At 69.8% G+C, this 24,309-nt stretch carries 22 protein-coding genes; 16 read left to right on the forward strand and 6 right to left on the reverse strand.

Going from position 1 to position 24,309, the window contains the following annotated elements:
• Nucleotides 1–88 precede the first annotated feature (88 nt).
• From IG04_RS0114895 to IG04_RS0114910, 4 genes are read left to right on the forward strand one after another with little or no spacing between them, the layout of a single operon-like run.
• Nucleotides 89–1,282 carry an ABC transporter ATP-binding protein gene (locus IG04_RS0114895; RefSeq protein WP_030477230.1) on the forward strand — a complete coding sequence of 398 codons (1,194 nt, stop codon included), beginning with the start codon at nucleotides 89–91 and terminating at the stop codon, nucleotides 1,280–1,282.
• A 10-nt stretch (nucleotides 1,283–1,292) separates the two neighbouring features.
• Nucleotides 1,293–2,573, forward strand: coding sequence for an ABC transporter substrate-binding protein (locus IG04_RS0114900; RefSeq protein ID WP_030477231.1), 1,281 nt, complete (start codon nucleotides 1,293–1,295; stop codon nucleotides 2,571–2,573).
• Nucleotides 2,570–3,865: an ABC transporter permease subunit gene (locus tag IG04_RS0114905; RefSeq protein ID WP_144065356.1), complete on the forward strand. Its 1,296-nt coding sequence runs from the start codon at nucleotides 2,570–2,572 to the stop codon at nucleotides 3,863–3,865. The genes IG04_RS0114900 and IG04_RS0114905 overlap by 4 nt, the downstream gene beginning before the upstream one ends.
• Nucleotides 3,862–4,767, forward strand: a complete 906-nt coding sequence (locus IG04_RS0114910; protein WP_030477233.1) for a carbohydrate ABC transporter permease — start codon at nucleotides 3,862–3,864, stop codon at nucleotides 4,765–4,767. Before IG04_RS0114905 ends, IG04_RS0114910 begins: the two co-directional genes overlap by 4 nt.
• Before the next feature lie 3 nt (nucleotides 4,768–4,770).
• Here the strand turns inward: IG04_RS0114910 and IG04_RS0114915 are convergent, their stop codons facing one another.
• Nucleotides 4,771–5,796 (reverse strand): LacI family DNA-binding transcriptional regulator, encoded by a 1,026-nt coding sequence (locus IG04_RS0114915; protein WP_030477234.1) that lies wholly within the window; start codon nucleotides 5,794–5,796, stop codon nucleotides 4,771–4,773.
• Between the two features lie 151 nt (nucleotides 5,797–5,947).
• Between IG04_RS0114915 and IG04_RS0114920 the strand changes: the two genes are divergently transcribed.
• The 8 genes from IG04_RS0114920 (at nucleotide 5,948) to IG04_RS0114955 (ending at nucleotide 16,173) form a co-directional block, all read left to right on the forward strand.
• Nucleotides 5,948–7,579 (forward strand): glycoside hydrolase family 13 protein, encoded by a 1,632-nt coding sequence (locus IG04_RS0114920; RefSeq protein WP_030477235.1) that lies wholly within the window; start codon nucleotides 5,948–5,950, stop codon nucleotides 7,577–7,579.
• Between the two features lie 16 nt (nucleotides 7,580–7,595).
• Nucleotides 7,596–8,957 carry an ABC transporter substrate-binding protein gene (locus tag IG04_RS0114925; RefSeq protein ID WP_030477236.1) on the forward strand — a complete coding sequence of 454 codons (1,362 nt, stop codon included), beginning with the start codon at nucleotides 7,596–7,598 and terminating at the stop codon, nucleotides 8,955–8,957.
• Nucleotides 8,958–8,960: 3 nt separating this feature from the next.
• Entirely contained in the window at nucleotides 8,961–9,920 is a 960-nt protein-coding gene (locus IG04_RS0114930; protein WP_245816176.1) for a carbohydrate ABC transporter permease, read from the forward strand.
• Nucleotides 9,905–10,777: a carbohydrate ABC transporter permease gene (locus tag IG04_RS0114935; protein ID WP_211257763.1), complete on the forward strand. Its 873-nt coding sequence runs from the start codon at nucleotides 9,905–9,907 to the stop codon at nucleotides 10,775–10,777. Before IG04_RS0114930 ends, IG04_RS0114935 begins: the two co-directional genes overlap by 16 nt.
• A gap of 53 nt (nucleotides 10,778–10,830) precedes the next feature.
• The gene (locus IG04_RS0114940; protein WP_030477239.1) at nucleotides 10,831–13,755 is read left to right on the forward strand and encodes a CBM35 domain-containing protein; all 2,925 of its coding nucleotides are present in this window, start codon (nucleotides 10,831–10,833) and stop codon (nucleotides 13,753–13,755) included.
• A gap of 67 nt (nucleotides 13,756–13,822) precedes the next feature.
• Complete coding sequence (locus IG04_RS0114945) at nucleotides 13,823–14,398, forward strand: IS607 family transposase (RefSeq protein ID WP_030477240.1); 576 nt, start codon at nucleotides 13,823–13,825, stop codon at nucleotides 14,396–14,398.
• A complete protein-coding gene (gene tnpB / locus IG04_RS0114950; RefSeq protein ID WP_051769920.1) occupies nucleotides 14,395–15,738 on the forward strand; it encodes an IS607 family element RNA-guided endonuclease TnpB in 1,344 nt (447 codons plus the stop codon). The genes IG04_RS0114945 and tnpB overlap by 4 nt, the downstream gene beginning before the upstream one ends.
• Nucleotides 15,739–15,882: 144 nt before the next feature.
• Nucleotides 15,883–16,173, forward strand: a complete 291-nt coding sequence (locus tag IG04_RS0114955; protein WP_051769922.1) for a DUF4342 domain-containing protein — start codon at nucleotides 15,883–15,885, stop codon at nucleotides 16,171–16,173.
• A 52-nt stretch (nucleotides 16,174–16,225) separates the two neighbouring features.
• Here the strand turns inward: IG04_RS0114955 and IG04_RS47170 are convergent, their stop codons facing one another.
• Both IG04_RS47170 and IG04_RS0114965 read right to left on the reverse strand, forming a co-directional pair.
• Nucleotides 16,226–16,741: a DUF305 domain-containing protein gene (locus tag IG04_RS47170; RefSeq protein ID WP_051769924.1), complete on the reverse strand. Its 516-nt coding sequence runs from the start codon at nucleotides 16,739–16,741 to the stop codon at nucleotides 16,226–16,228.
• Complete coding sequence (locus tag IG04_RS0114965) at nucleotides 16,741–17,769, reverse strand: DUF1996 domain-containing protein (protein WP_211257764.1); 1,029 nt, start codon at nucleotides 17,767–17,769, stop codon at nucleotides 16,741–16,743. Before IG04_RS0114965 ends, IG04_RS47170 begins: the two co-directional genes overlap by 1 nt.
• Nucleotides 17,770–17,966: 197 nt before the next feature.
• Here IG04_RS0114965 and IG04_RS0114970 point away from each other — a divergent pair, with 197 nt between their 5' ends.
• The gene (locus IG04_RS0114970; protein WP_030477245.1) at nucleotides 17,967–18,152 is read left to right on the forward strand and encodes a hypothetical protein; all 186 of its coding nucleotides are present in this window, start codon (nucleotides 17,967–17,969) and stop codon (nucleotides 18,150–18,152) included.
• Nucleotides 18,153–18,168: 16 nt separating this feature from the next.
• On the opposite strand, the gene IG04_RS0114975 is transcribed toward IG04_RS0114970, so the two are convergent.
• Entirely contained in the window at nucleotides 18,169–20,502 is a 2,334-nt protein-coding gene (locus IG04_RS0114975; RefSeq protein ID WP_030477246.1) for an ATP-binding protein, read from the reverse strand.
• 146 nt (nucleotides 20,503–20,648) lie between these two features.
• Here IG04_RS0114975 and IG04_RS0114980 point away from each other — a divergent pair, with 146 nt between their 5' ends.
• Nucleotides 20,649–21,770, forward strand: coding sequence for a glycosyltransferase 87 family protein (locus tag IG04_RS0114980; protein WP_144065355.1), 1,122 nt, complete (start codon nucleotides 20,649–20,651; stop codon nucleotides 21,768–21,770).
• Here IG04_RS0114980 and IG04_RS0114985 read toward each other — a convergent pair.
• The gene (locus IG04_RS0114985) at nucleotides 21,739–22,752 is read right to left on the reverse strand and encodes a GTP-binding protein (protein WP_030477248.1); all 1,014 of its coding nucleotides are present in this window, start codon (nucleotides 22,750–22,752) and stop codon (nucleotides 21,739–21,741) included. The genes IG04_RS0114980 and IG04_RS0114985 overlap by 32 nt on opposite strands.
• Nucleotides 22,753–22,825: 73 nt before the next feature.
• Between IG04_RS0114985 and IG04_RS0114990 the strand changes: the two genes are divergently transcribed.
• Together IG04_RS0114990 and IG04_RS0114995 are read left to right on the forward strand one after the other, a co-directional pair.
• Nucleotides 22,826–23,443, forward strand: coding sequence for a DsbA family oxidoreductase (locus tag IG04_RS0114990; RefSeq protein ID WP_030477249.1), 618 nt, complete (start codon nucleotides 22,826–22,828; stop codon nucleotides 23,441–23,443).
• Nucleotide 23,444: 1 nt separating this feature from the next.
• Nucleotides 23,445–23,798 (forward strand): STAS domain-containing protein, encoded by a 354-nt coding sequence (locus IG04_RS0114995; RefSeq protein ID WP_051769928.1) that lies wholly within the window; start codon nucleotides 23,445–23,447, stop codon nucleotides 23,796–23,798.
• Here IG04_RS0114995 and IG04_RS43975 read toward each other — a convergent pair whose 3' ends face one another.
• Nucleotides 23,799–24,239, reverse strand: coding sequence for a helix-turn-helix domain-containing protein (locus tag IG04_RS43975; RefSeq protein ID WP_159460465.1), 441 nt, complete (start codon nucleotides 24,237–24,239; stop codon nucleotides 23,799–23,801).
• Between the last annotated feature and the right edge of the window lie 70 nt (nucleotides 24,240–24,309).

Below are 24,309 nucleotides of genomic sequence, written 5' to 3' on the forward strand. Positions count from 1 at the left end.
GAGCTTATCGAGATCGTGTTTCGTCCTTAAATCTCCCTTAGGGATGGCGGGCCTACGGTCTGCAGTCACACCGGAGCAGGGAGTTGGCGTGGCAGAAGTCGTTCTGACGGGGCTGGGCAAGGCCTACGGTGACGGCACCCGTGCGGTCACCGACCTCAACCTGGAGATCCGCGACGGTGAGTTCCTGGTGCTCGTGGGCCCGTCGGGCTGCGGCAAGACGACGGCGCTGCGGATGATCGCCGGGCTCGAGCAGATCACCGAGGGCACGATCCACATCGGCGAGAACGTCGTCAACGACGTGCCGTCACGTGACCGCGACGTGGCGATGGTGTTCCAGTCGTACGCGCTCTACCCGCACCTGAACGTCTACGACAACATCGCGTTCGGCCTCACACTGCGCAAGCTCGCGAAGAAGGAGATCGACCACCGCGTCCGCGAGGTCGCCGACGTCCTCGAACTGACCGAGCACCTCGACCGCAAGCCCCGCAACCTCTCCGGCGGGCAACGCCAGCGCGTCGCGATGGGCCGGGCGATCGTGCGCGCCCCGCAGGCGTTCCTGATGGACGAGCCACTGTCCAATCTGGACGCCAAGCTGCGCGTGCAGATGCGGGCGCAGATCGCGCGGATCCAGCGCGAGATCGGCGTGACGACCGTGTACGTCACGCACGACCAGACCGAGGCCATGACGCTCGGCGACCGCGTGGCCGTGATGCGCCGCGGTGTGCTGCAACAGGTCGGGCCGCCCCAGGAGCTCTACGACCGGCCCGTCAACCTGTTCGTCGCCGGGTTCATCGGCTCGCCGGGCATGAACCTCGTGTCCGCGAAGCTCGACGAGGACTCCGACGGCCGCTTCTGGGTCTCGCTGGGCTCCGACGCGCTGCTGCTGCCGGAGTCCGTGCTGCAGCAACGGCCCGCGCTCAGGCAGTACGTCGGCCGCGACGTCGTGGTCGGCATCCGCCCCGAGGACATGGAGGACACGGCCCTCGCTGACGCCCGCGAAGGCGAAATCCTCCACTCCGTCGCCGACCTGGTCGAGGCCATGGGCTCGGACGTCCTCGTGCACTTCCCGGTCGACGTCCCGCCCGTCGTCACCGACGACACCCGCGAGCTCGCGAAGGACGCCGGCACCGACGACCTGCCCAAGGCCGGCAAGGGAACCGTCCTCGTCGGACGGTTCAGCCCGCGCACCCGCATCTACGAAGGACAACCCGTCGCCGCCTGGGTGGACACCTCCCGGCTGCACTTCTTCGACCCGGCCACCGGGTCCTCGATCTGGAAGTAGGAGAGCTTCAATGAGGAAGCAATGGATCGCGTTGCTCGCGCTCACCGCCGCCGCGTGCTCCGGCGGGGCGGCGGGAACCGGGACCACCGAGGACCTCAAGGGCCAGACCGTCGAGGTCGTCGGCCCGTGGACCGGCGACGAGCAGAAGAGCTTCGAGCAGGTGCTGAAGGTGTTCACCGACAAGACGGGCGCCGAGGTCAAGTACACACCCGCCGGTGACGAGCTGCCGACGGTGGTGCAGACCAGAATCTCGGGCGGCACACCACCGAACGTCGCCCTGATCGCCCAGCCCGGTCTCGTCGCGCAGTTCGCCAGGGCCGGGGCGTTGAAGCCGGTGAACGCCGACGTCGAGAAGGCCGTCACCGACCACAACGCGGCGGTGTGGAAGCAGCTCGGCAGCGTCGACGGCAAGCTCTACGGCTTCGCCTTCAAGACCGCCAACAAGTCCGCGTTCTGGTACAGCGAGAAGGCCTTCCAGCAGGTCGGCGCCACCCCGCCGGCCACGTGGGACGACCTGATCAAGACCAGCAAGGCGATCTCCGAGACCGGGCTCGCCGCGGTGTCGGTCGGCGGCGCGGACGGCTGGACGCTCACCGACTGGTTCGAGAACGTCTACCTGCGCACCGCGGGCCCGGACAACTACGACAAGCTCGCGAAGCACGAGATCCCGTGGACCGACCCGACCGTGCGCAAGGCGCTGGAGGAACTGGCGAAGCTCTGGGGCGACCCGACGCTGATCGCGGGCGGCGCGCTGCAGACCGAGTTCCCGAAGTCCGTCACCAACGTCTTCGGCGAGCCCTCCACGGCCGCGATGGTGTTCGAGGCGGACTTCGTCGCCAGCATCATCACCACCAACACCAAGGCGAAGGTCGGCGAGGACGCCAAGTTCTTCCCGTTCCCGTCCGTCGCGGGCAGCAAGGACGCCGTGGTCGCCGGTGGTGACATGGCCGTGCAGTTCAAGGACGACAAGGCCACCGCCGAGCTGATGAAGTTCCTGGCCTCGCCCGAGTCCGGCAAGGTGTGGGCCGGGCTGGGCGGATTCCTCTCGCCCAACAAGGACATCCCGGAGACCGCGTACCCCGACGCCGTGACCCAGGAGCTCGCCAAGCGGATCGTCGACGCGGGCGACAACGTCCGGTTCGACATGTCCGACCTCGCGCCGGCCGCGTTCGGTGGCACGAAGGGCGCGGGGGAGTGGAAGGACCTGCAGGACTTCCTGGCCGACCCGAAGAACGTCGACGGCATCATGGCGCGCCTGGAAGCCAACGCGGCGAAGGCCTTCGCCAAATGAGGCTTCGGGTGAACGTGGACGCCGCGCCGGGGCGCTCGCCCCGGCAGGCGATCCCGTTCCTGCTCCCCGCGCTGGTCCTGCTCGCGGCGCTGGTGCTCTACCCGCTGGTGTTCTCGCTGATCCGCAGCTTCTTCGACGCGAGCGGGGACGAGTTCGTCGGTCTGCGCAACTACGTCGACACCTTCACCGACCCGCGGACGCTGACCGCGTTCCGCAACAACGTGATCTGGGTGGTGGTCGCTCCGGCGGCCGTCACCGGCATCGGCCTCATCCTCGCGGTGCTGACCGAACGCATCCGCTGGGCCACGGCGTTCCGGCTGGTGCTGTTCATGCCGATGGCGATCTCGCTGTTCGCCTCGGGCATCATCTTCCGGCTCGTGTACGACGAGGCGCCGAACCAGGGCGTCGTGAACGCGGTCGTCGTCGGCGTGCACGACATGTTCAGCCCGGCGTCGCAGTACCCCGGCGCACGGCCCCGTGACGGTTACGCCGCAACGGAAGCGGGCTTCGCCTCGATCCGGCCGGCCCAGGCGGGCGACACGATCTCGTTGCCGCTCATCGGATACTCGCCGCAGGACGTGCCGCCGCAGGCGCTCCCGGCCTCCCCGCCGGCCGCGGGCACCGGTGAGCTGCGCGGCGTGCTGTGGCTCGACGTGTCGCTCGGCGGCAGGGCCGGCGCGGTCGACCCGACCGAGCGCGGCCTGCCCGGCATCGCGGTGGAGGCCGTGCGGGACGGCCGGGTCGTCGCCCGCACGACGACCGGTGACGACGGCAGGTTCACGTTCCCCGACCTCGGCGCGGGCGACGTGACCGTGCGGCTGCCGGCGGAGAACTTCACGCTGCCGTTCCGCGGCCTGACCTGGCTCGGGGCGTCGCTGATCACCCCGGTGATCATCTCCTCCTGGATCTGGATCATGACCGGGTTCGCGATCACGTTCATCGCGGCGGGCCTCTCGGCGATCCCGCGGGACGCGCTGGAGGCCGCGCGGGTCGACGGCGCGACCGAGTGGCAGGTGTTCAAGCGCGTCACCATCCCGCTGCTCTCCCCGGTGCTGCTGGTGGTGTTCGTGACACTCGTGATCAACGTGCTGAAGATCTTCGAGCTGGTGTTCGTCATCGCGCCGGGCTCGGTGCAGTCCGAGGCCAACGTGCTGGCCCTGCAGATGTGGCAGGTGTCCTTCGGCACGGGTGGCGACCAGGGGGCGGGCAGCGCGCTCGCGGTGATCCTGTTCCTGCTGGTGGCCCCGGCGATGCTGTTCAACATCCGCCGATTCCGACGGGAGCGGTCATGACCCTGGTGGCCGAAGAGGTCCGCATCGACGTGCCGGTGTCCGGCGCGCCCAGGCGGGGTGTGCTGACGCGGCTCGTCGCCCGGCTCGGCAACGGTGTCGTGCAGGTCGTGCTCGCCCTGGTGGCGGTGTTCTGGCTGGTGCCGGTGTTCGGCCTGCTGATCGCGTCGTTGCGCGACGAGTCGGCCAACACCGCGAACGGCTGGTGGACGGTGTTCACCAAGCCCGCCGAGCTGACGCTGGCCAACTACGCCGAGCTCGTCGCGAACCAGGCGGTGTGGCAGTCGTTCCTGAACACCTTCTACATCGCCGTCCCCGCAACGGTTCTGGTCGTCGTGATGGCGTCGCTGGCCTCGTACGCGCTGGCGTGGATCGAGTTCCCCGGCCGCGAGACGCTGACCGTGGTCGTCGTCGGGTTGCTGGTCATGCCGATCCAGGTCGCGCTCATCCCGGTGGCGAAGCTGTTCGGCGCGCTGGGGCTGTTCGGCACGATCACCGGCGTGGTGCTGTTCCACGTCGCGTTCGGGCTGCCGTTCGCCATCTTCCTGCTGCGCAACTTCTTCACCGGCATCCCGCGCGACCTGATCGAGGCCGCGCGGATGGACGGCGCGACGGAGTGGGTGATCTTCAAGCGGGTGATCCTGCCGGTGGCCAAGCCGGCGATCGCCTCGCTGACGATCTTCCAGTTCCTCTGGGTGTGGAACGACCTGCTGGTGGCGCTGGTGTTCGCGGACCAGGACTCGGCACCGATCACGGTGGCGCTGCGGGCCCAGCTGCGGCAGTTCGGCACGAACATCGACATGCTCTCGACGGGCGCGTTCCTGTCGATGATCGTGCCGCTCGCGGTGTTCCTGGTGTTCCAGAAGTACTTCGTGCAGGGAGTGCTGGCGGGGTCGACGAAATAGCTGCTAGCGCGACGACGGGGGTGCCGTCGAGTTGCGGGTCACCAGGCGCACGTCCAGGACGAGGGGGTCGGCCGACCGCTCGCCACCTTCGACGAGGGTGAGCAGGCGGTCGACGGCGTGGGTGGCCTTGCCGACGATGTCCTGGGCGATGGTGGTGAGTTTCGGCGTGATGTACGCGCTGATGTCCAGGTCGTCGAAGCCCACCACCGACACCCGGTCCGGGACGCCGATCCCGGCCTCCAGCATGCCCTCGATGATGCCGATCGCCAGGATGTCCGCGGTGGCGAACACGGCGGTCGCGTCCGGGTGCGCGCCGAGCCAGCACCTGCCCAGCGCGACGCCGTTCTCGTGCGTGGTGTTCAGTGTCTCGACAGGACAGTCCGCAATGGATAGACCTATGTCCTCGAAAGCTTGCTGGAAGCCCAGGAAGCGTTCGTGCACGACACCGACGTCGGTGAACGACGGACCGGCGAAGACGATCCTGCGGTGTCCCAGGGAAAGCAGGTGCGCGGCCGCCAGGCGGGCACCGGTGAAGTCGTCGGAACGCACCCCCGTCGTCAGCGGGCCGGCGGCGTAGCTGTCGATCGCCAGCACCGGGGTCGCGCCGGTGACCCGGCGGTGCAGGCCGGCGATCTCCTCGTCGAGGAAACCCAGCAGCACCGCGCCGTCCAGGCTCCACGAGCGCAGCGCCTCGCCGATCTCGGCCGTGTCGGAGACCCCGCGCAGCAGCAGGTGGTAGCCGCGCTTGCGGAGCCTGCGCTCGATCTGGCCGATGATCGCGATGTTGTGCGGGCTGATCGCCAGGCTGTCCTCGCTGGCGGCCGGCACCAGCAGCCCGACCAGCCGGGACTGGTTGGCCGCGAGGCTGCGGGCCGACGCGCTGGGCACGTACCCGCGTTCGTCGATGATCCGGCGCACCCGCTCGACGGTCTCCGCCGAGACCCGCGCGCTCTTACCGTTGATCACGTTCGACACGGTCATCACGCTGACGCCCGCCGCCTCCGCGATGTCCTTCAAGGTGACCCGCATCGCTGGTGCTGCCCCTCCGATTTCCGTCGTTGACACCCTCTGTGCCCGCAGGCTAGCGTCCCACGCCACAGAGATTTAACGCTACACCTAATCTGATCAGTGACGATCGGCGGCCTGCCGTGCGTCGGGACCGAACGAGGGGAATCGCACCGTGACGACGGACCTGCCGCCGCCCGCGCCCTGGTGGCGCGACGCGGTGATCTACCAGATCTATCCCCGCAGCTTCGCCGACTCGGGCGGCGACGGGATCGGCGACCTCGGCGGGGTGCGTGCCCGGCTCGGCCACCTGCGTGACCTGGGGGTCGACGCGATCTGGTTCACCCCCTGGTACCTCTCGCCGATGGCGGACGGCGGCTACGACGTCGCCGACTACCGAGCCATCGACCCCGCCTTCGGCACCCTGGCCGACGCCGAGGCGCTCATCGCCGACGCCGCCGCGCTCGGCATCCGCACGATCGTCGACGTGGTGCCCAACCACGTCTCCAGCGACCACACCTGGTTCCAGGCCGCGCTGGCGGCGGGTCCCGGATCGCCCGAGCGCGAGCGCTTCTGGTTCCGCGAGGGCAAGGGCGAGCACGGCGAACTGCCGCCGACGAACTGGCGGTCGAGCTTCGCGGGCGGCACGTGGACCCGCGTCACCGAGGCGGGCGGCCGGCCCGGCCAGTGGTACCTGCACCTGTTCGCCCCCGAGCAGCCCGACCTCAACTGGAACCACCCCGAGGTGCGGCGCGAGCACGAGGACGTGCTGCGGTTCTGGTTCGATCGCGGCGTGGCGGGCATCCGCGTCGACTCGGCGTCCATGCCGGTCAAGGACCCGGAACTGCCCGAGGTGCCGGAGACCTACGCCGCGGGCGAGCACCCGTTCATCGACCGCGACGAGCTGCACGACATCTACCGGGGCTGGCGTGCCGTCGCCGACTCCTACGCCGAGCCGCGGGTGCTGGTCGGCGAGGTGTGGCTGGACGACCAGAAGCGCTTCGCGCGCTACCTGCGCGCCGACGAGATGCACTCGGCGTTCAACTTCGACTTCATGGGCCGTCCCTGGGACGCCAAGGAACTGCGCGAGTCCATCGCGTCCACTTTGGACGCCCACGCCCCGGTAGGCGCGCCCGCGACGTGGGTGCTGTCCAACCACGACGTGACCAGGCCGGTGACCCGCTACGGCCGCGCCGAGACGTCGTTCTCGTTCCTGGCCAAGCGTTTCGGCGAGCCCACCGACCTGGCGCTGGGGGAGCGGCGGGCACGGGCGGCGGCGCTGCTGACCGCGGCCCTGCCCGGCGCGCTCTACCTCTACCAGGGCGACGAGCTGGGCCTGCCCGAGGTCGAGGACCTGCCGCTGGAGGTGTTGCAGGACCCGATGCACTTCCGTTCCGACGGCATCGACCCCGGCCGCGACGGCTGCCGAGTTCCGTTGCCGTGGACCTGGGAAGGCAGCTCGCACGGCTTCGGGCCGGACGACGGGCAGCCGCCCTGGTTGCCACAGCCCGCCGGCTGGGGCAGCCGGTCGGTGCAGGCGCAGCACGACGACCCCGCGTCGATGCTCGCGCTGTACCGGTCCGCGCTGGCGCTGCGCCGCGCCGAGACGGGCCTGCGCGGGGAGTCCTTCGCCTGGGTCGACCTGGGACCGGAGGCGATCGCCTTCCGCCGCGACGACGTGGTGTGCGCGGTCAACTTCGGCCCCGACCCGCTCCCGCTGCCCCCGCACCGGGAAGTCCTGCTCACCAGCGCCCCCCTCGACGGGGCATGCCTGCCCACCGACGCCGCCGCGTGGCTGCGCGCGTAGTTCCCCTGGAGAGACAATGAAGTCCCACCGTGCAAGAGTCGCCGCCGCTCTCGTGCTGTCGCTGGCACTGACCGCGTGCGGCTCCACCCCCGACGAGGTCACCGCCGACGGCAAGGTCGTCCTCACCGTGGCCATGGACGCCGGGCTGGAGGCCAAGGCGGTCGAGGCGTTCAACGCCCGCGTCGCGCAGTTCGAACAGGCCAACCCCGACATCGACGTGTTGCCCCAGGAGTACACCTGGACGGCGGCGACGTTCACCGCGCAGCTCGCGGGCGGCACCGTGCCGGACGTGCTGACGGTGCCGTTCACCGACGGCCGCGGTCTCATCGAACGCGGCCAGATCGCCGACATCAGCGGCCAGGTCGCCGCGCTGCCCTACGCCTCGTCGCTCAACCCGGCCGTCGCCAAGGCGGGCCAGGCGGCCGACGGCAAGCAGTGGGCGGTCCCGATCGCCGCCTACGGCCAGGCCCTGCACTACAACCGCACCCTGTTCACCCAGGCCGGGCTCGACCCCGACAAGCCGCCGGCGACGTGGGCCGCGATCCGCAGTGCCGCCAAGCAGATCACCGAACGCACCGGCCAGGCCGGCTACGCGCAGATGACCCAGGGCAACACCGGCGGGTGGATCCTCACCACGCTGGACTACGCCTTCGGCGGGCGCACCGAGAAGGTCGACGGCGAGAAGGCCGAGGCCACCATCGACACCCCGGAGATGACCGAGGTCCTCAGCGCGTTGCGTGCCATGCGGTGGGACGACAACTCGATGGGCGCCAACTTCCTCTACGACTGGGCGGGCATCAACCAGGACTTCGCCGCCGGCCGCATCGGGATGTACGTCTCCGGCGGCGGCAACTACGGCAACCTGCTCACCCAGAACGGCCTCAAGCCCGCCGACTACGGCGTCGCCGCGCTGCCGCTGGCGGACAAGCCCGAGGCCGGTGTGCTCGGTGGCGGCACGCTCGCCGTCGTCAGCCCGAACGCGGGCGACCGTGGCAAGAACGCCGCCGTGAAGTGGATCGACTTCTATTACATGGGCAAGCTCACCGCCCAGGACGCCGCCGTCGCCGACGCGAAGACGCTGTCCGAGACCAAGCAGCCCGTCGGGGTGCCCGCGCTGCCGGTGGTGGACCGCGCCACCTACGACAAGCAGCAGGAGTGGGTCAGGCAGTACGTGAACGTGCCGCTGGGGCAGATGAAGCCCTACACCGACGCGATGTTCGACCAGCCGCTGGTCACCGAGCCGACGAAGTCCACCCAGGAGGTCTACAAGATCCTGGACACGACCGTGCAGAAGCTGCTCACCGACCGCGGCGCCGACATCGCCGCGCTGCTCGAGGCCGCCGACGCCGAGGCGCAGAACACGATCGGCCGGGGCTGAGCGGTGGTCCTCCAGTCCCAGGCTCCCGTGGCGGCGGTCGTCGTACCGCCTCCACCGGCACTCCGCCGCCGCACACCGTCCACCTGGGTCCGCCGCGGCGGGCTGACCACCCTGCTGTTCCTGCTGCCGTTGCTGCTGGTGTTCGGGGTGTTCTCATGGGCGCCGATCGCGCAGTCGGTGGTGATGAGCTTCCAGCAGACCAACCTCGTCGGGCCGGTGCGGTTCGTCGGCCTGGACAACTTCGCTCAGGTACTCGGCGATCCTCTACTGTGGACCGCGGTCGGCAACACGCTGTGGTTCGCGGTGCTGGCACTGGTGTTCGGCTACCCGATCCCGCTGGTCGCCGCCGTGCTGATCAGCGAGGTCCGGGCCCGCCGCGGCCTCTTCAGTGCGCTGGCCTACCTGCCGGTGGTGGTGCCACCGGTGGTCGCGGTGCTGCTGTGGAAGTTCTTCTACGACGCCAGTCCGTCCGGGGTGTTCAACACCGTGCTCGGCTGGGCCGGGCTGGGACCGTGGCAGTGGCTGCAGAACCCCGGCAGCGCCATGCCCGCGCTGGTGCTGGAGGCGACGTGGGCGGCCGCGGGCGGCACGGTGATCATCTACCTGGCCGCGCTGGCCGGTGTGCCCGCCGAGCAGTACGAGGCCGCCGAGATCGACGGCGCCGGGATCTGGCGCAAGATCTGGCACGTGACGCTGCCGCGGTTGCGTGGCGTGCTGCTGGTGACGTTCATCCTGCAGATCATCGGTACTGCGCAGGTGTTCCTCGAACCGTTTCTGTTCACCGGCGGCGGCCCGGCCAACTCGACGATGACCGTCCTGCTGCTGATCTACGACTACGCCTTCGCCAGCAGCCTCGGCGGTGACTACGGCGCCGCGACCGCGCTGAGCATCATGCTCGCCGCCGTGCTGGCCGTGCTCTCGGCCCTCTACCTGCGGGTGACCAAGTCGTGGAGCGCGTCGTGAAGCGCGGGCTGATCTCCCCGTCGGAACGGGCGACACCGGCGATCCGCCGGACGTTGCGCGTGGTGCAGGGCCTGCTGCTGGGAGCGCTGCTGCTCACCGGTCTCGGGCCGATGCTGTGGCTGGCCAAGGCGGCGGTCACGCCGACCCAGGACACGCTGCGCACACCGTTGTCGCTCTTCCCCACCGGCGTCGACCTGGCCAACCTGCTCACCGCGTGGACCAGGGTGGAGATCGACAAGTACTTCCTCAACACCGTGGTGATCGCCGCCGGGTCGTGGCTGGTGCAGCTCGTCGTGGCCACCACGGCCGGCTACGCGCTGGCGATCCTGCGGCCCCGCTACGGTCGGCTGATCACCGCCGTCGTACTCGGCACGCTGTTCGTCCCGGCGATCGTGCTGCTGGTGCCGCTGTACCTGACTGTCGTGCGCGCCGGGATGATCAACACGTTCTGGGCGGTGTGGCTGCCCGCGGGCGCCAGCGCCTTCAACGTCGTTCTGGTGCAACGGTTCTTCGCGAACCTGCCGCGCGAGGTGCTGGAGGCCGCACGGGTCGACGGCGCCGGGCCCGTGCGGGTGTTCTGGTCGGTGGTGCTGCCGCTCTCCCGCCCGATCCTGGGCGTGGTGTCCGTGTTCGCGGTGGTGGCCAGCTGGAAGGACTTCCTCTGGCCGCTGCTGGTGCTGCCCGACCCGGCGGTGCAGCCGCTGTCCGTGCGGCTGCCCGCGTTGCAGCGCTACGTCGAGCTCGACGTGTTCCTCGCCGCGCTCGCCATCTCGTCGGTCATCCCGGTGGCGCTGTTCCTGGTGTTCCAACGGCTGTTCCTGCAGAGCGGTGCGCTCGAAGGAGCGGTCAAAGGCTAGTGGCGTGGCCACTAGGCCCCTGTCCCGAATCCTCGCCCAGGAGTACAACAACGATGTTGACACGAATCCCTGCGGCCTTGGTGCTGGCCGCTGCCGTCGTGGCGGGCGCAATCGCCGCCACCGGGCCGGTTTCGGCCGCACCTGCCACCTACCAGGCCGAGTCCGCCGCCCTCTCGGGCGGCGCCCGCGCCGAGACCGAACACCCCGGGTACACCGGAAGCGGGTACGCCGGCGGGTTCACCGACGCGAACCGCGGAGCCGCCGCGGTCACCGTCACCACGAGTGGGTCAGCGGCGGGTGCGAACCGGCTGATCCTGCGCTACGCCAACGGAACCGGCGGCACCCGCACCGTCACCCTGGCCGTCAACGGCGGCACCCGGCAGCTCTCGCTCCCGGCCACCGCGGGCTGGGCGTCGTGGGGAACGGTGAGCCAGAACGTCACCCTGAACGCGGGCGCCAACACCCTCGCCGTGCGCTATGGCAGTGGCGACAACGGAAACGTCAACATCGACAGCCTGTCGGTGGAGCCCGTGGTACCCGCGGCCGGGGTCGTGGAGGCCGAGTCCGGGACGCTCTCCGGTGGCGCGCGAGCCGAGTCCGAGCACGGCGGGCACACCGGTAGCGGCTACGTCGGCGGGTTCGTCGACGCCAATCGCGGCGCGGCGGTGACGTTCACCGTCGCCGGTACCGCGACGAGGTCGAGCCTGGCTCTGCGCTACGCCAACGGAACCGGCTCGCCGCGCACCATGACCGTCACGGTCAACGGTGCGGCGCAACAGGTGTCGCTGCCCGCGACCGCGTCGTGGAGCGAGTGGGCCACCGCGAACGTCACGGCCACCACCGTCGTGGGGTCCAACACCGTCGCGGTGTCCTACGGCAGCGCGGACAACGGCAACGTCAACCTCGACAGCGCCGCCCTCACCGCGGACGACACCAATCCTGCCCCCGAGGGCACCGCCGAGCTGGAAAGCGGCTTCCTCGGTGGAGGCGCCGTGCCGGCCGCCACGGCGGGCGCGACCGGAACCGGCGCGGTCTCACTGCCCGGCACTGGTGCGCGGGTCATCCGGACGATCAACCAGACCGTCATGGGCACCGCCACCATCACCTTGCGCTACACGGCATCCGCGAGCGGCACCGTGACGACCTACGTCAACGGCGTCAAAGGCGCGCAGCTGTCTCTCACCGGCGGCAGCGGCTGGCGCACCGCCACTCACACCGCCGTGCTGAGGGCGGGTCTGAACATCGTCGGCTACGGCGACGCGACCGGCGTCCAGCTCGACAACATCGCCGTGACCGGCTCGGCCGCCCTGGCCGCACGAGGCGCGACCGTCCCGTTCACCACCTACGAGGCCGAGGCCGGCACCACCACCGGCACCAGGCTCACCCCGGCCCGCCAGTACACGACCGACGCCGCCGAGGCCTCCGGGCGCGGCGCCGTCAAGCTCACCGGCACCGGCCAGTACGTGCAGATCACCCTGACCCGGCCCGCCAACGCCCTCACCGTCCGCGCGAGCGTCCCCGACGGCACCTCCGCGCCGCTGGCCGTCCACGCGGGCGGATCCAAGGTCGGCGACCTGTCCCTGACCTCGAAGTACAGCTGGATGTACGGCGCGTACCCGTTCGCCGAGGGCCCAGGCGGAGCGCGCCCGCACCGTTACTTCGACGACGCGCGAATCCTGCTCCCGCAGACCTATCCCGCGGGGACCGTGATCCGCCTGGCCAAGGACACCGCGGCTACCGGCTACATCACTGTCGACCTGGTCGACGCCGAAGTCGCCGCCGCCACGACCGCACCCGCCGGCTACGTCGACGCCCGCACCCACGGCGCGAACCCCGGCGACGGGGCCGACGACAGCGCCGGTATCCGCGCGGCCATCGCGGCCGCCCAGGGCACCGCGGCCAAGGGCGTGTGGCTGCCCGCGGGCGCGTACAACCTGAACAGCCTGGTGAACGTCAGCGGCGTGGACGTGCGCGGCGCCGGCATCTGGCACACCGTCCTCAATGGATCCAACCGCCGTGGCGGCTTCGCCATCACCGGCGCCGGCACCACGATCGCCGACCTCACCTTCGACGGCGACGTCACCACCCGCGACCCCGACGAGGCACCCAACTCCGACTCGTTCATCGAGGTGGAGTCCGGCTCCGCGTCCACGGTGTTCAACGTCGCCACCAACCACGCCAAGACGGGCCTGTGGCTCAAGCAGGCCGACGGCTTCTTCGCCGCGGGCCTGCGGGTGCGCAACACCATGGCCGACGGCCTCAACGTCAACGGCAACAACGGCCCCACCGCGAACGTCCGCGTGGAGCAGAGCACGTTCCGCAACACCGGTGACGACGGCATGGCCATGTGGTCCTGGGACCGCAACAACACCGTCAGCCGCAGCGTGTTCGCCTTCAACACCATCTCGCTGCCCATCCTCGCGAACGGCGCCGCGATCTACGGCGGCACCGACAACCGCATCGAGGACTCGCTGATCAGCGACACGGTGTTCAACGGCGCCGGGATCATGGTGTCCAGCTGGCACGAGGCCAAACCGTTCGGTGGCACCACCGCCGTACAGCGCACCACGCTCACGCGAGCCGGCACCCGCAACTGGGACTGGAACACCCACACCGGCGCCGTCTGGCTGTTCGCGGAACGCGCCGACATCACCGGAGCCCTGGTGCTGAAAGACCTCGACATCACCGACGCCGGCTATCACGGCATGCTCTTCAGCTGGAACAAGGCGATCACCAACGTCACCGTCGACAACGTCAGGATCAACGGCACCGGCGGCGCGACCGACGCGTTCACCGACGACAAGGGCGTCCCGGTCTCCAACGCCGGCTCCCACGGCATGCACTTCAACCTGGTGTCCGGCACCGGGCGCTTCGACCGCGTCACCGTGGCGGGCGTCAAGGGCACCGGCAGCCAGGGAATGGCCAACGACGAAAATCGCTACACCGTCCAGCGCGGCACCGGCAACTCAGGCTGGTAGTTCTGAGCACCCTGTTCCTCGAGGGGTAGCCGACTGTTGCCCGGCGAGGGAGCGATAGGGTGCAAGGGTGAACTTGAGAGAGTGGGCACTGGAGCAGGGGGTGCATCCGAAGACGGCATACCGCTGGTTTCGGGAAGGCATTCTGCCGGTGCCCGCTCGCCGTGCGGGGCGTCTTATCCTGGTGGATGCCGACCCGAAGCCGGCCGTGGTGGGCAAGGTGGCGGCGTACTGCCGGGTTTCCAGCGCCGACCAGAAGGATGACCTTGAGCGGCAGGTCGGGCGAGTGGTGACTGGGGCGACGGGGCTTGGCCTGTCGGTGGGCCAGGTGGTGTCCGAGGTCGGGTCAGATATGAACGGCCACCGCCGCAAGCTCACCAAACTCCTGTCGGACCCGGCAGTTACGGTCATCGTCGTGGAGCACCGTGACCGGATCACGAGGTTCGGGTTCGAGCATCTGGCCGCGTCGATGTCGGCGTGTGGGCGGCGGATTGTCGTGCTGGATGCGACCGAGACCAGTGATGACTTGGTTCGCGATGTCACCGAGGTTCTCACCTCGTTGTGTGCCCGCCTGCACGGACGCCGTTCGGCATCGCGTCGAGCGGCGAAAGCGGTCGCGGTCGCCACCGATAGCGAGCTTGGATGAGTACCGCCACGGTGATGCAGGCGTACCGGTTCGCGTTGGACCCGAGCGCCGCGCAGGCCCGTGATCTTGAACGTCACGCGGGGGCGGCCCGGTTCGCGTTCAACTGGGCGCTCGCGCAGGTGAAGGCGAACATCGGCCAACGGACGGCCGAACGCTCCTACGGCGTGGATGGTGAGGACCTCACTGCTTCGCTGGGATGGAACCTGCCCGCGTTGCGTCGCGCCTGGAACGCCGCCAAATCCGAGATCGCCCCGTGGTGGAGTGAGTGCAGCAAAGAGGCGTTCAACACCGGCCTGGACGGTGTAGCCCGTTCGTTGAAGAACTGGGCGGACTCCAAGTCCGGCAAGCGGGCCGGCCGCAAGGTCGGGTTCCCGCGCTTCAAGGCCCGCCGTCGCACCACACCCAGCGTACGGTTCACCACCGGGGTGATCCGCGTTGAGACCGACCGCAAGCATGTGACCTTGCCCAGGATCGGCGCGATCAAGACGCACGAGTCGACCCGCAAACTGGCCCGCCGCCTGGAGACCGGGACCGCTCGAGTCCTGTCCGCGACGGTGCGCCGCGACGCCGGCCGCTGGTACTGCGCGTTCACTGTCGAAGTCGCCCGCCATGTGAGTGCTCCGGCACGACCTGACGCGACTGTCGGGGTGGACCTGGGCATCAAGGCTCTGGCCGTGCTGTCCACCGGTGAGCCGGTGCCCAACCCACGACACCTCAACAGGGCCCTGAAAGCACTGCGAACCGCTTCTCGCACGTTGTCGCGGCGAGTCGGCCCCGACCGCCGCACCGGGCAACGACCCTCGGCCCGCTGGGAAACCGCCCGGCGCGAAGTCACCCGTATCCACACTCGGGTCGCGAATCTGCGCAAAGACGCGATCCACAAGCTCACCACCGACTTGGCCACCACCTACGGCACCGTCGTCGTGGAAGACCTCAACGTCTCGAGCATGCTCAAGAACCACAAGCTGGCCCGGCACATCGCCGACGCCTCCTTCGGCGAGATCAGACGCCAACTCGACTACAAGACCGGGTGGAACGGCGGGCAACTCGCCGTCGCCGACCGGTGGTTCCCTTCGAGTAAGACGTGTTCTGGCTGCGGCACAGTAAAACCCAAACTGGGCCTTGCAGACCGGATCTTCACCTGCGATGCCTGCGGCTTGGTCATCGACCGGGACCTCAACGCCGCGCTCAACCTCAAGCAGTACGTCGACCTGGAGTGGCCGGGCGACGCGAAACAGGGCGTGGAGCCGACCAGAAGACCAAGCCCAGCTTGGCAGGTGGCTGTGAAACGCCAACCCCGCACCATCTCGGTGGGCAAGACGGGGACCGCCGACCGGTAACGGTCGGCTGTGAGCAGCGGACTCATTAGAGTTCCCTCACTCGCAACGGCAGATCAGGTAGGGGTCAGGGGAAACCCTGATGGCAGGGCGTCCGGCCGCGGGCAAGCTGGAGTCGTCAAGGAGATCCGTAGTTCTAGGAGAGTCATGAGCGAATCCACGTCCGAGTCCGCCCGTACCGCCGTCGACTCGGTGGTCGACGCCGTGCGCGGGCTGGTGAACGAGGGCATCAACCGTCGTGTTGTCGTGCGTGACAGCAAGGACGACGTGGTGCTCGAGGTGCCGTTGGCTCTCGGGCTGGTCGCGGCGTTCGCCGCTCCGGTGGCCACGACCATCGGTGCCGGTGTCGCGCTGGTCGGCAAGTGCGGGATCAAGCTGGAGAACCGCCCGGAGCCCGCTGGTCAGCCCGCGACGACGGTCGAGTCCGAGCAGGCGTAGCCAGCGGCCGAAGGGGGCTGGTGCCGTCACCGGTAGTGGTGACGGCACCTCTTCACGAGGCGTCTTCCAGCAGCGCCAGGAACTCCGCACGCGTGCTGTCGATGCGTGCGCTCAGTTCCACCACCGGTGTGCTCGTGCCCGACGACAGTTCCGCGCGGGCGACGGTGCGTGCCTCTTCGAATTGCGTGCGCAGCAACGCCGTCAACTGCTGGTCGAAGGCGGTGCCCTCGGCGTACCCGACGGCGGCGAGTTCGGCGGCCGTGATCATGCCCGGCATGTCGTGCCCGTCGTGCTGGTCGCTCTCCTGCCTGCCGGTCCGGGCGAGCAGTTCCCGCACCTGTGCCAGTTCGGCCCGGTAACGGGCCTGTAGCCGAGCGGCCACCGGGCGCAGCGCGGAGCCGGGCCGGGTCGCCGTGAGATCGAGCGCGGCGAGCGTGGACTCGTTCTGGGGGATCACCAGGTCGATGAACGCCAGGTCGGTGGCGCTGAGGCCCTCCGGCGGGGTGTCGCCGGTCGGTGCTCCACAGCCCGTCGCCACCAGGACGGCCGCGATGAGGAGGACTCGCACTATGGGCGGCCGTCCGCTCCGCACTTGACGATGCGGTTGATGCAGTCGCGCACGCGCTGTGCCATCTCGGCTTCCGGCCAGACGTTGAAGAAGTCGCCGTGCATCGTGAAGCCGGGACCGGACGACAGCTTGAACCGCGCCGGGTCGCCGCTCGCGGGGTACCGCAGCACCTGGCGCAGCTTCGGCACGGGCACGGGGTGCGTCGCCGGGCAGTCGCCGGCGACCGGGTAGGACATGTGGCTCTTGTGGTCCGCGGAGTCCAGGTCCTTGCCGTTCCAGCACTGCGGGAAGTCCAGATAGGACTCGATCATCGTGCCCGCCGGGCAGTTCACGAAGTCCTTGGACGCCCCGACGTGACCGGCGTGCAGGCACGACCAGCGTGACATCGTGGTGTTGTCCGCGGCGGTGGCCTTGGCGTTGCCCGCGACGATGCGCAGCCCGTACGGCAGCGGCTGGATCCGCGCGGTCACGTCGTCGCGCACGCCCTCGCCGAGGTAGTAGAACGTCGTGCCGGTCGGCTCGACGGGCTGACCGTCGACCAGCAGCGTCGGCACCCAGTACGACGACAGGTCGACCTTCGGGCTGCACGTGCTGGTCGCCTTGCTCAGGCTCGTGACGTCCGAGTGGGCGTTGGTGGAGGCGTTGCCGAAGAAGCTGTGCATGTGCGAGGCGCCGGGCAGGTTCGGCAGGACGATCGGGTCGTCCGGCAGCCTGTGCGTGAACGGGCACTCGGCGACGAACTCGGCGACGCGCACCGCGTTCGGGGGGATCGGCTCCTGGGCCTTCGGCTGCGCGACCACGGCGGCCTTCGTCGTCTCGGCCGGCGGCGCGGTCGTGCCGGTCTGCGGGGGCGTCGTGGTGTTCGCGGTCACCGGCGCCGCAGGCGAGGAGGCCGGGTTCGCCTGCGGCGGTGCGGGCGGGGTGAAGAACATCGCGTTCGCGGTCACCGCGGACGCCGCGACGCCCGCCACGGCCAGGGCGGCGATCCACACGCGCCGCCGCAACCGTGAACTGGGGACGTGAGGCATGGAGATCCTTTCGGGCAGGACTGGCACAGGGAGACGAGGACCCTGGACCGGCGTGGCCGGTCCAGGGTCTTCTGACCAGGAGATGTCCGGGGCGCGCGGCGATAACGGAAACTTCGCCGATCTTTTCGACGCGCGCGGAACAGGCTCTGCGGCTGGGCCGGCGACCAGCGAAAACGCCGGCGGTAGGCTGCGCCGGCATGAGCAGAAAACTGTTGGTCGGAATCGGCGTCGTGCTGCTCCTGCTCGGCGGGGTGTGGACGGCGCAGGGGCTGGGCTACCTCAAGGGCAGCTTCATGACCGGTCAGCAGCTGTGGACGACCATCGGGCTGCTGTGCGCCGGAGCCGGCGTCATGCTGCTGATCCCCTGGCCGAAGAGGCGATAACACGGCACAAGCCGCGTCATCCCAGTGCTGCCACCAGTTTCGCCGCCGTGACGCGCACCGCCGGTGTGTCGTAGCGGTCGCACTCCGCCAGCGCCCGCACCCGGTACTCGCGGGCCTGCGCCGCGTCCCCCGCGGCGTCGGCGAGGCCGGCGAGCCGGGTCATGATCTCGACCCGCTGGTCGGACAGCCGCACCTCGCCGAGGGCCGCCAGCAGCTGCTCCTGTGCCTCGCCGTGGCGGCCCGCGTCCATCAGCACCAGGCCGCGGTTGTGCTGCACGCGGGCGGTTCCGGCGGTGTTGGAGTGCTTGCGGAACACCGACTCCGCCTCGTCGAGCAGGTCCATCGCGGCGATCACCTGGCCCGCGGCCGCCAGCGTCGTCGCCAGCCGGATCAGCAGCATCGACAGCAGTTCGTCGTCGCCACCGGCCTCGCGATGCCGGTCCACGCTGCGTTGCTGCACCTCGACGGCTTCGGCGAGGTCACCGGTGGTGTGCAGCATGACGCCCAGCAGGGAGAGCGCGAGGTTCTCGCCGATCCGGTAGCCCGCCTGCTCGAACAGGCCGACGGAACGGCGGCTCAGCCACACCGCCTTGCCCGGTTCGCCGACCCGCCGCCGGATCGCCGAGCCGTAGTAGCAGGTCCACGCCTCGGTGACGGTGTCGTCGACCGGTACCGCCGCGGCCTCCTCGTGCACGGACAGTGCTTCGTGCGGCCGGCCGCACAACGCGTAGAGCGCCCACGACAGGTAGTTCAGCTGCTGCGCGGCGTCCTTGGCGTTGCCCAGCCGGCGGGCCGAGTGAGCTCCGGCGGCGAAGATCTCGCGCCACAGTTCGCCGACGCCGTGCATGTCCGAGTACCAGTGCATCGCTTGGGCCAGCGCGAGAACGCGTTCGTGCTCACCGGCTTCCACGCCTGCTTTCACCGCGGTGCGCCAGTTGTCGAGCTCGAGTTCGAGCCACCGGGACGCGGACTCCCTGTTGTGCACCGGACCCGACCGCTCGGCCGGCACGTCGTGGTCGAAGAACAGGGCGGCCCTGGTCGCGGTGCCGAGCAGCCAGTGGCGCAAACGTGTGCGTGCTTCGCGCACGGCGGCTGGGTCCTCGTCCAGTTCCAGCCGTTCGGCGGCGAAGACGTGCAGCAGGTCGTGGCGGGTGTAGCGGCCGGGTGTGTCGCTGATGCCGAGCAGGCTCGCGTCGGCCAGTTCGTCCAGCGCCTCCTCGGCGTCGTCGACGAGGACACCGGCCAGGGCCGCGGTCGTGTCGGGACTCGGCACCAGGGCCAGCCTGCGGAACAGGGTGGCGGCACCCGCGCTGAGCTGGTCGTAGGAGATCTCGAACGCCGCCCGCACCTGCAGGTCGCCCGCCCGCAGCACGGAGAGCCGGCGACCCTCGTCCTCCAGCTGCTCGGCGAGGTGGCTGATCGTCCACTGAGGTCTGCTCGTGAGGCGGTTGCCCGCGATCAGCAACGCCAGCGGCGTGCCGCCGCACAGCTCGGCGACCCGCTCGGCCGCCTCGGGTTCGGCGTCGAGCCGTTCGTGGCCCGTCACGGCCCGCAACAGCTCGACGGAACGGTCCAGCGGCAGCAACGCCAGGGCGAGGCGGTGCCGGGCGTCGAGACCGGTCAGGATGCGGCGGCTGGTCAGCAGGACGAGCGTGCCGGGGCTGGACGCCAGCAGCGGACGCACCTGCGCCTCGTTCGCCGCGTTGTCCAGCACCAGCAGCACCGTCCGGTCGCGCAGCCGCGACCGGTACAGCGACAGCTTGTCGTCCGGGTCGGCGGGGATCTGGCGATCGTCGGATCCGAACGAACGCAGCAGCCGGTGCGCGGCCTTCTCCGGCGTCAGCGGTTCGGAGTCGGTGCCGCGCAGGTCGAGGAACACGCAACCGTCGGCGAACCGCCCGCCCAGCCGATGGCCCGCGTCCACGGCAAGCGCGGTCTTGCCCGAACCGGGTGCGCCGTGGACCACCGCGATCTGCAGCCGGGAAGACGACGATGCCTCCGCGGCGAACCCGTCCAGGAGGTCCTTCTCGGCCTCCCGGCCGGTGAGCTCGATGAGCACGGGCGGCAGCGAGGACGACGCCACGACGAACGGCGCGTCCGGCCGTTCCCGCACCGAGACGACCCTGCTGGCGCGGGCGAGCGCGGTGAACTCCGCCGCCTCCTCGTCGCGCAGCCCGAGCCCGCTGACGAGCAGCTGCACGGTGCGGAACTGCGGGCTGAGCGTGCGGCCGCGTTCCATGTCGCTGATCGCCCGTGTGCTCAAGCCGGTGTGTTCCGCGAGTTCTTCCTGCGTCAGCGGAACACGCGATCGGTAAAAGCGGAGAAAGTCCCCGAACGCTGATGTGCTCACTGCGCACCCCCTCTTCGTTCCTGCGCGTTATCCTTCCGGATAGACGTCTGAGCGCGCTCGTCGTTGCTGGCAAGAGCGCTTCTGCTGGTGGTTCTGCCGGTCGTTCAGCAAGGTGAACGACGTGAGCCGTCGCTAATTTCGAATAGGTGTCAACAGCTTCCCTGACGCGGAAAACCGATCTGGTTCCGCGAAGATTTGTTTCCCGACTGGCCGTTGCTCTCTGGCTTGCCGCCCTGGTGTGGCTGCTGGTGGCGTGGTCCGGTCATTACCCGATCGACCTGGACGTGTACCGGCTCGGCGGCCTCGCCTGGATCGAGGGCCGGCCTCTCTACGTCGGGTTCACCGGCCCGCCGCTCGACCCCCAGCTGCCCTTCACGTACCCGCCGATCGCGGCGATGCTGTTCAGCGGCCTGAGCCTCGTGCCGGGCGCGCTGCAGAACCCGCTGGTGGTCGCGTCCGGCTTCGTCGCGCTCACCGCGGTGTGCGTCGCGGTCGCCGGCAAGGTCCGTCCCGATCTCAAGTGGACGGCCGGACTGCTCGCGGCGATCGGCGCGCTGGCGCTGGACCCGGTGTGGACGACGTACGGCTACGGCCAGATCAACCTGTTCCTGCTGGCGCTGGTCGTGATCGACGTGGTGCTGCTGAAGGACAAGCGCCGGCGGGGCGTGCTGATCGGCGTCGCCGCGGCGATCAAGCTGACGCCCGCGATCTTCGTGCTCTACTTCATCGCCAGGCGCGACTGGCGGGCGGCGATCACGACGGTGGCCACGTTCACCGGTCTCGCGGTCGCGGGATTCCTCATCACACCAAGGGATTCGCTGCAGTACTGGCTGCACTCGCTGCTGAACCCGGACCGCATCGGCGACATGTCGCTGTCGACCAACCAGTCGATCCGGGGCCTCCTGCGCGGCTTCGGCCTCGCGCCCGGCGTCGAGACGCTGCTGTGGGCGGCGCTCGCCGCGGTCGTCGTGGCCGCCGCGGTCTTCGTGGCCCGGAAGACCCGCGACGACCTCGTCGCACTGTTCGTCATCGCGGGTGCCGGGCTGCTGGCCTCACCGGTCTCCTGGCTGCACCACTGGGTGTGGTGCGTGCCGGTGCTGGTGTTCCTCGCGTTGCGCGGCAACGCCTGGCCCGCCTTCGCCGCCGTGTTCCTGGTGTTCGTGACCCGACTGCACGAGTTCGACACCTACGTGTGGCTGACGGTCATCACGTTGGGAGCGCTGGCGTTCCGCGCGGTCAGAGTTCCATCTCCTCATGCCACTCGGTGAACGGGTCCACGAAGTCGAGTTCGGTGACCAGCGCGAGTTCCTCGTCCGTGACCAGGGCCGACCGCAGCGCCGCGGCGATCCCGGCGGCGTCGGCGGACCTGGTGATCACGACGACCTCCTGGTCGCGGTCGCCCTCCCACGGCCCGAGGTTGCCCACGCGCAACCCACCGCCCGCGGACTCCAGCCACAGCGCCGCGTCGGGCTGACTCGCCACCCACACCCGGCCGCGCACGCGCACCACGCCGTCGAGCAGCACGTCGATGCAGTTGTGCAACCGCATGGGGTGAAACGGGCGCCGGTCGGTGAAGTGGACGACGGACACGCCGTGCGCCGGTTCCAGCGACGGCCGCCCGAACAGCAGCGAGCCGAACCCGTCGTCGATCTCGCCACGGCGCGCGCCGGCGGGAATCGCCGCCAGCATCTCGACGACGTCGAGCGCGTCCAACCGGCGGCGTGGCGCGTCGGGCGTGAGCCGGTCGAGCACGGCGGTGAGCACCGGGTCGCCCGGCCCGGTCAGCACCAGCGCGTCCGCGAACTCCGCCTGTCCCACCACGACCTGCGCGACGGTCCGCTCGTCGCCCTCGGCCGCGCGCATGCCGCGGTCGGCGAGCGAGTCGGCGCCGGTCGCGTCGTCGAGCCAGGTGGCGGTGTCGATCACCGTCACCACGGCCTCCACCTCCACCTCGGTCTCGCTCAGCGCGAAGCAGACGGCCTCCGGTTCGAGCATCGGGTCGAGCTGCACGATCACCCGTCCGCCGAGCCGTTCGAGCAACGGCACGAGGTCCAGTCGCAAGGTGCACGAGACGCATCCGTGCGCGAGCTCCAGCACCGTGAGCCGGCCGTCCGCCCAGCGCCGCACCACCCCGTCGGCCAGGCTGCTCAGGTCGTGCCTGACCAGCGACGATTCCGGTGATGCCCGCCAGAGCTCGTCGGCCACGTCGTGGCGGGTGAACCCGGCTACCAATACGACCCGTGCTGCCATGACCCACAGCCTACATGACAACGATTATCGTTTCTGAACGGACGTGGTAGCGCGGGCGTGACATGATCGAACGATGCAGGTCGAGTTGTGGGCTGACGTCATCTGTCCGTGGTGCTACATCGGCAAGGCGCGCTTCGACAAGGCGCTGGCCGGGTTCGAGCACCGCGCCGAGGTCACCGTGGTGCATCGCGCGTTCGAGCTGGATCCGCACAAGGAGGGCGTCGAGTCCGTGCAGGCCATGCTCGCCACCAAGTTCGGCCCGCGCGCCGGCGAGATGGAGGACTCCGTCGCCCAGCTCGCGCGCGACGAGGGCCTCGAGTACCGGCTGGACCGCGAGGTTGGCAACACCTTCGACGTGCACCGCCTGCTGCACCTGGCGGGGGAGCGCGGCGTCCAGGCCGAGGTCCTCAATGCCGTGCTGCACGCCAACTTCGGGCAGGCACGGTCGCTGTTCACACCCGAGTCACTGACCGAGATCGCCACGGAAGCCGGGCTCGACGCCGCCGACGTGAAGACCGTGCTCGATGACCCGGCGATGTACGCCGACGAGGTGCGGGCCGACGAGCAGCGCGCTCGTGAGATCGGTGTCTCCGGCGTCCCGTTCGTGGTCGTCGCCGGACGTCTCGCCGTGGCCGGTGCGCAGCCTGCCGAACTGTTCGGGCAGGCGTTGACGCAGGCCTGGGAGGCGTGAGGTGGACGAGACGCCGTTGAAGGTCAAGTCCGAGAACCTCTCCGGCGCGGTCGTGCTGCGCGCTGATGGCGAGGTCGACTCCTACAGCGCGGAACTGTTGCGCGACAAGCTTTCCGAGGCGTTCGGCGCGGGACTTCCCGTGGTGCTGGACCTCAGCGCCGTCGAGTTCTTCGCGTCGGCCGGCCTCTCGGTGCTCGTGGAGTACCACCTGCTCGGCGAGGACCGCGGCATCCCGTTGCGCCTGGTGTCGCCCAGGGGCAGCGTGCTGCGCGCACTCAAGGCCACCACGCTGACCGAAACCCTCGACCTGTACCTCGACCTGGACGCGGCGTTGCGTGCCGTCCCGCATCAGTGATCACGCCGGGTGCTCCGCCATGAGCACCAGCGCGTCGAGCACCCGCCACCAGTCGTGCTCGCTCGCCTCGTGCCCGAGCACCTCGGTGAGCAGGACGCACGCGCTGATCAGCCGTGCGGCCACGTCGTGGGGGTCCTGACCCGACTTCTCGGCGAGAGCGGCGGCGGTCGCCCGGAAACGCTTGCTCCTGCTCAGCTTCACCACGCTCTGCGGCGCCGGGCCGGTCGTCACCGGCTGGTCTGACGAGAACCCGATCGACAGCTCGGTGCCGAGCGCGGACGCGAGCCTGCCCAGCGCGTTCGTCGTCGGGTTTCCCCTGCCGTTCTCCAGGTTCGCGATGTAGGGCACGGACAGCCCGGCGTCGGCGGCGACCGAGGCGACGGTGCGGCCCGACGCCTGCCGCAGCGCGCGCAGTCTCGGCCCGATGGGCTCGTTCGGCACGACCACTCCTATCTTGACAGAACACTTCGATCAGCGCTCTTATTCTGTCAAGACTACTACCTGGGGGTGG

This window comes from Lentzea albidocapillata (assembly GCF_000719115.1).
Taxonomy (GTDB): Bacteria; Actinomycetota; Actinomycetes; order Mycobacteriales; family Pseudonocardiaceae; genus Lentzea; species Lentzea albidocapillata.

Bases quoted from the DNA above. Each gene is read 5' to 3' on its own strand.
- IG04_RS0114900 (WP_030477231.1), top strand. From the start codon at position 1,293: ATGAGGAAGCAATGGATCGCGTTGCTCGCGCTCACCGCCGCCGCGTGC.
- tnpB (WP_051769920.1), top strand. From the start codon at position 14,395: ATGAGTACCGCCACGGTGATGCAGGCGTACCGGTTCGCGTTGGACCCG.
- IG04_RS0114985 (WP_030477248.1), bottom strand. From the start codon at position 22,752: ATGGCAGCACGGGTCGTATTGGTAGCCGGGTTCACCCGCCACGACGTG.
- IG04_RS0114940 (WP_030477239.1), top strand. From the start codon at position 10,831: ATGTTGACACGAATCCCTGCGGCCTTGGTGCTGGCCGCTGCCGTCGTG.
- IG04_RS0114970 (WP_030477245.1), top strand. From the start codon at position 17,967: ATGAGCAGAAAACTGTTGGTCGGAATCGGCGTCGTGCTGCTCCTGCTC.
- IG04_RS0114905 (WP_144065356.1), top strand. From the start codon at position 2,570: ATGAGGCTTCGGGTGAACGTGGACGCCGCGCCGGGGCGCTCGCCCCGG.
- IG04_RS0114915 (WP_030477234.1), bottom strand. From the start codon at position 5,796: ATGCGGGTCACCTTGAAGGACATCGCGGAGGCGGCGGGCGTCAGCGTG.
- IG04_RS0114955 (WP_051769922.1), top strand. From the start codon at position 15,883: ATGAGCGAATCCACGTCCGAGTCCGCCCGTACCGCCGTCGACTCGGTG.
- IG04_RS0114990 (WP_030477249.1), top strand. From the start codon at position 22,826: ATGCAGGTCGAGTTGTGGGCTGACGTCATCTGTCCGTGGTGCTACATC.
- IG04_RS0114965 (WP_211257764.1), bottom strand. From the start codon at position 17,769: ATGCCTCACGTCCCCAGTTCACGGTTGCGGCGGCGCGTGTGGATCGCC.
- IG04_RS0114910 (WP_030477233.1), top strand. From the start codon at position 3,862: ATGACCCTGGTGGCCGAAGAGGTCCGCATCGACGTGCCGGTGTCCGGC.
- IG04_RS0114925 (WP_030477236.1), top strand. From the start codon at position 7,596: ATGAAGTCCCACCGTGCAAGAGTCGCCGCCGCTCTCGTGCTGTCGCTG.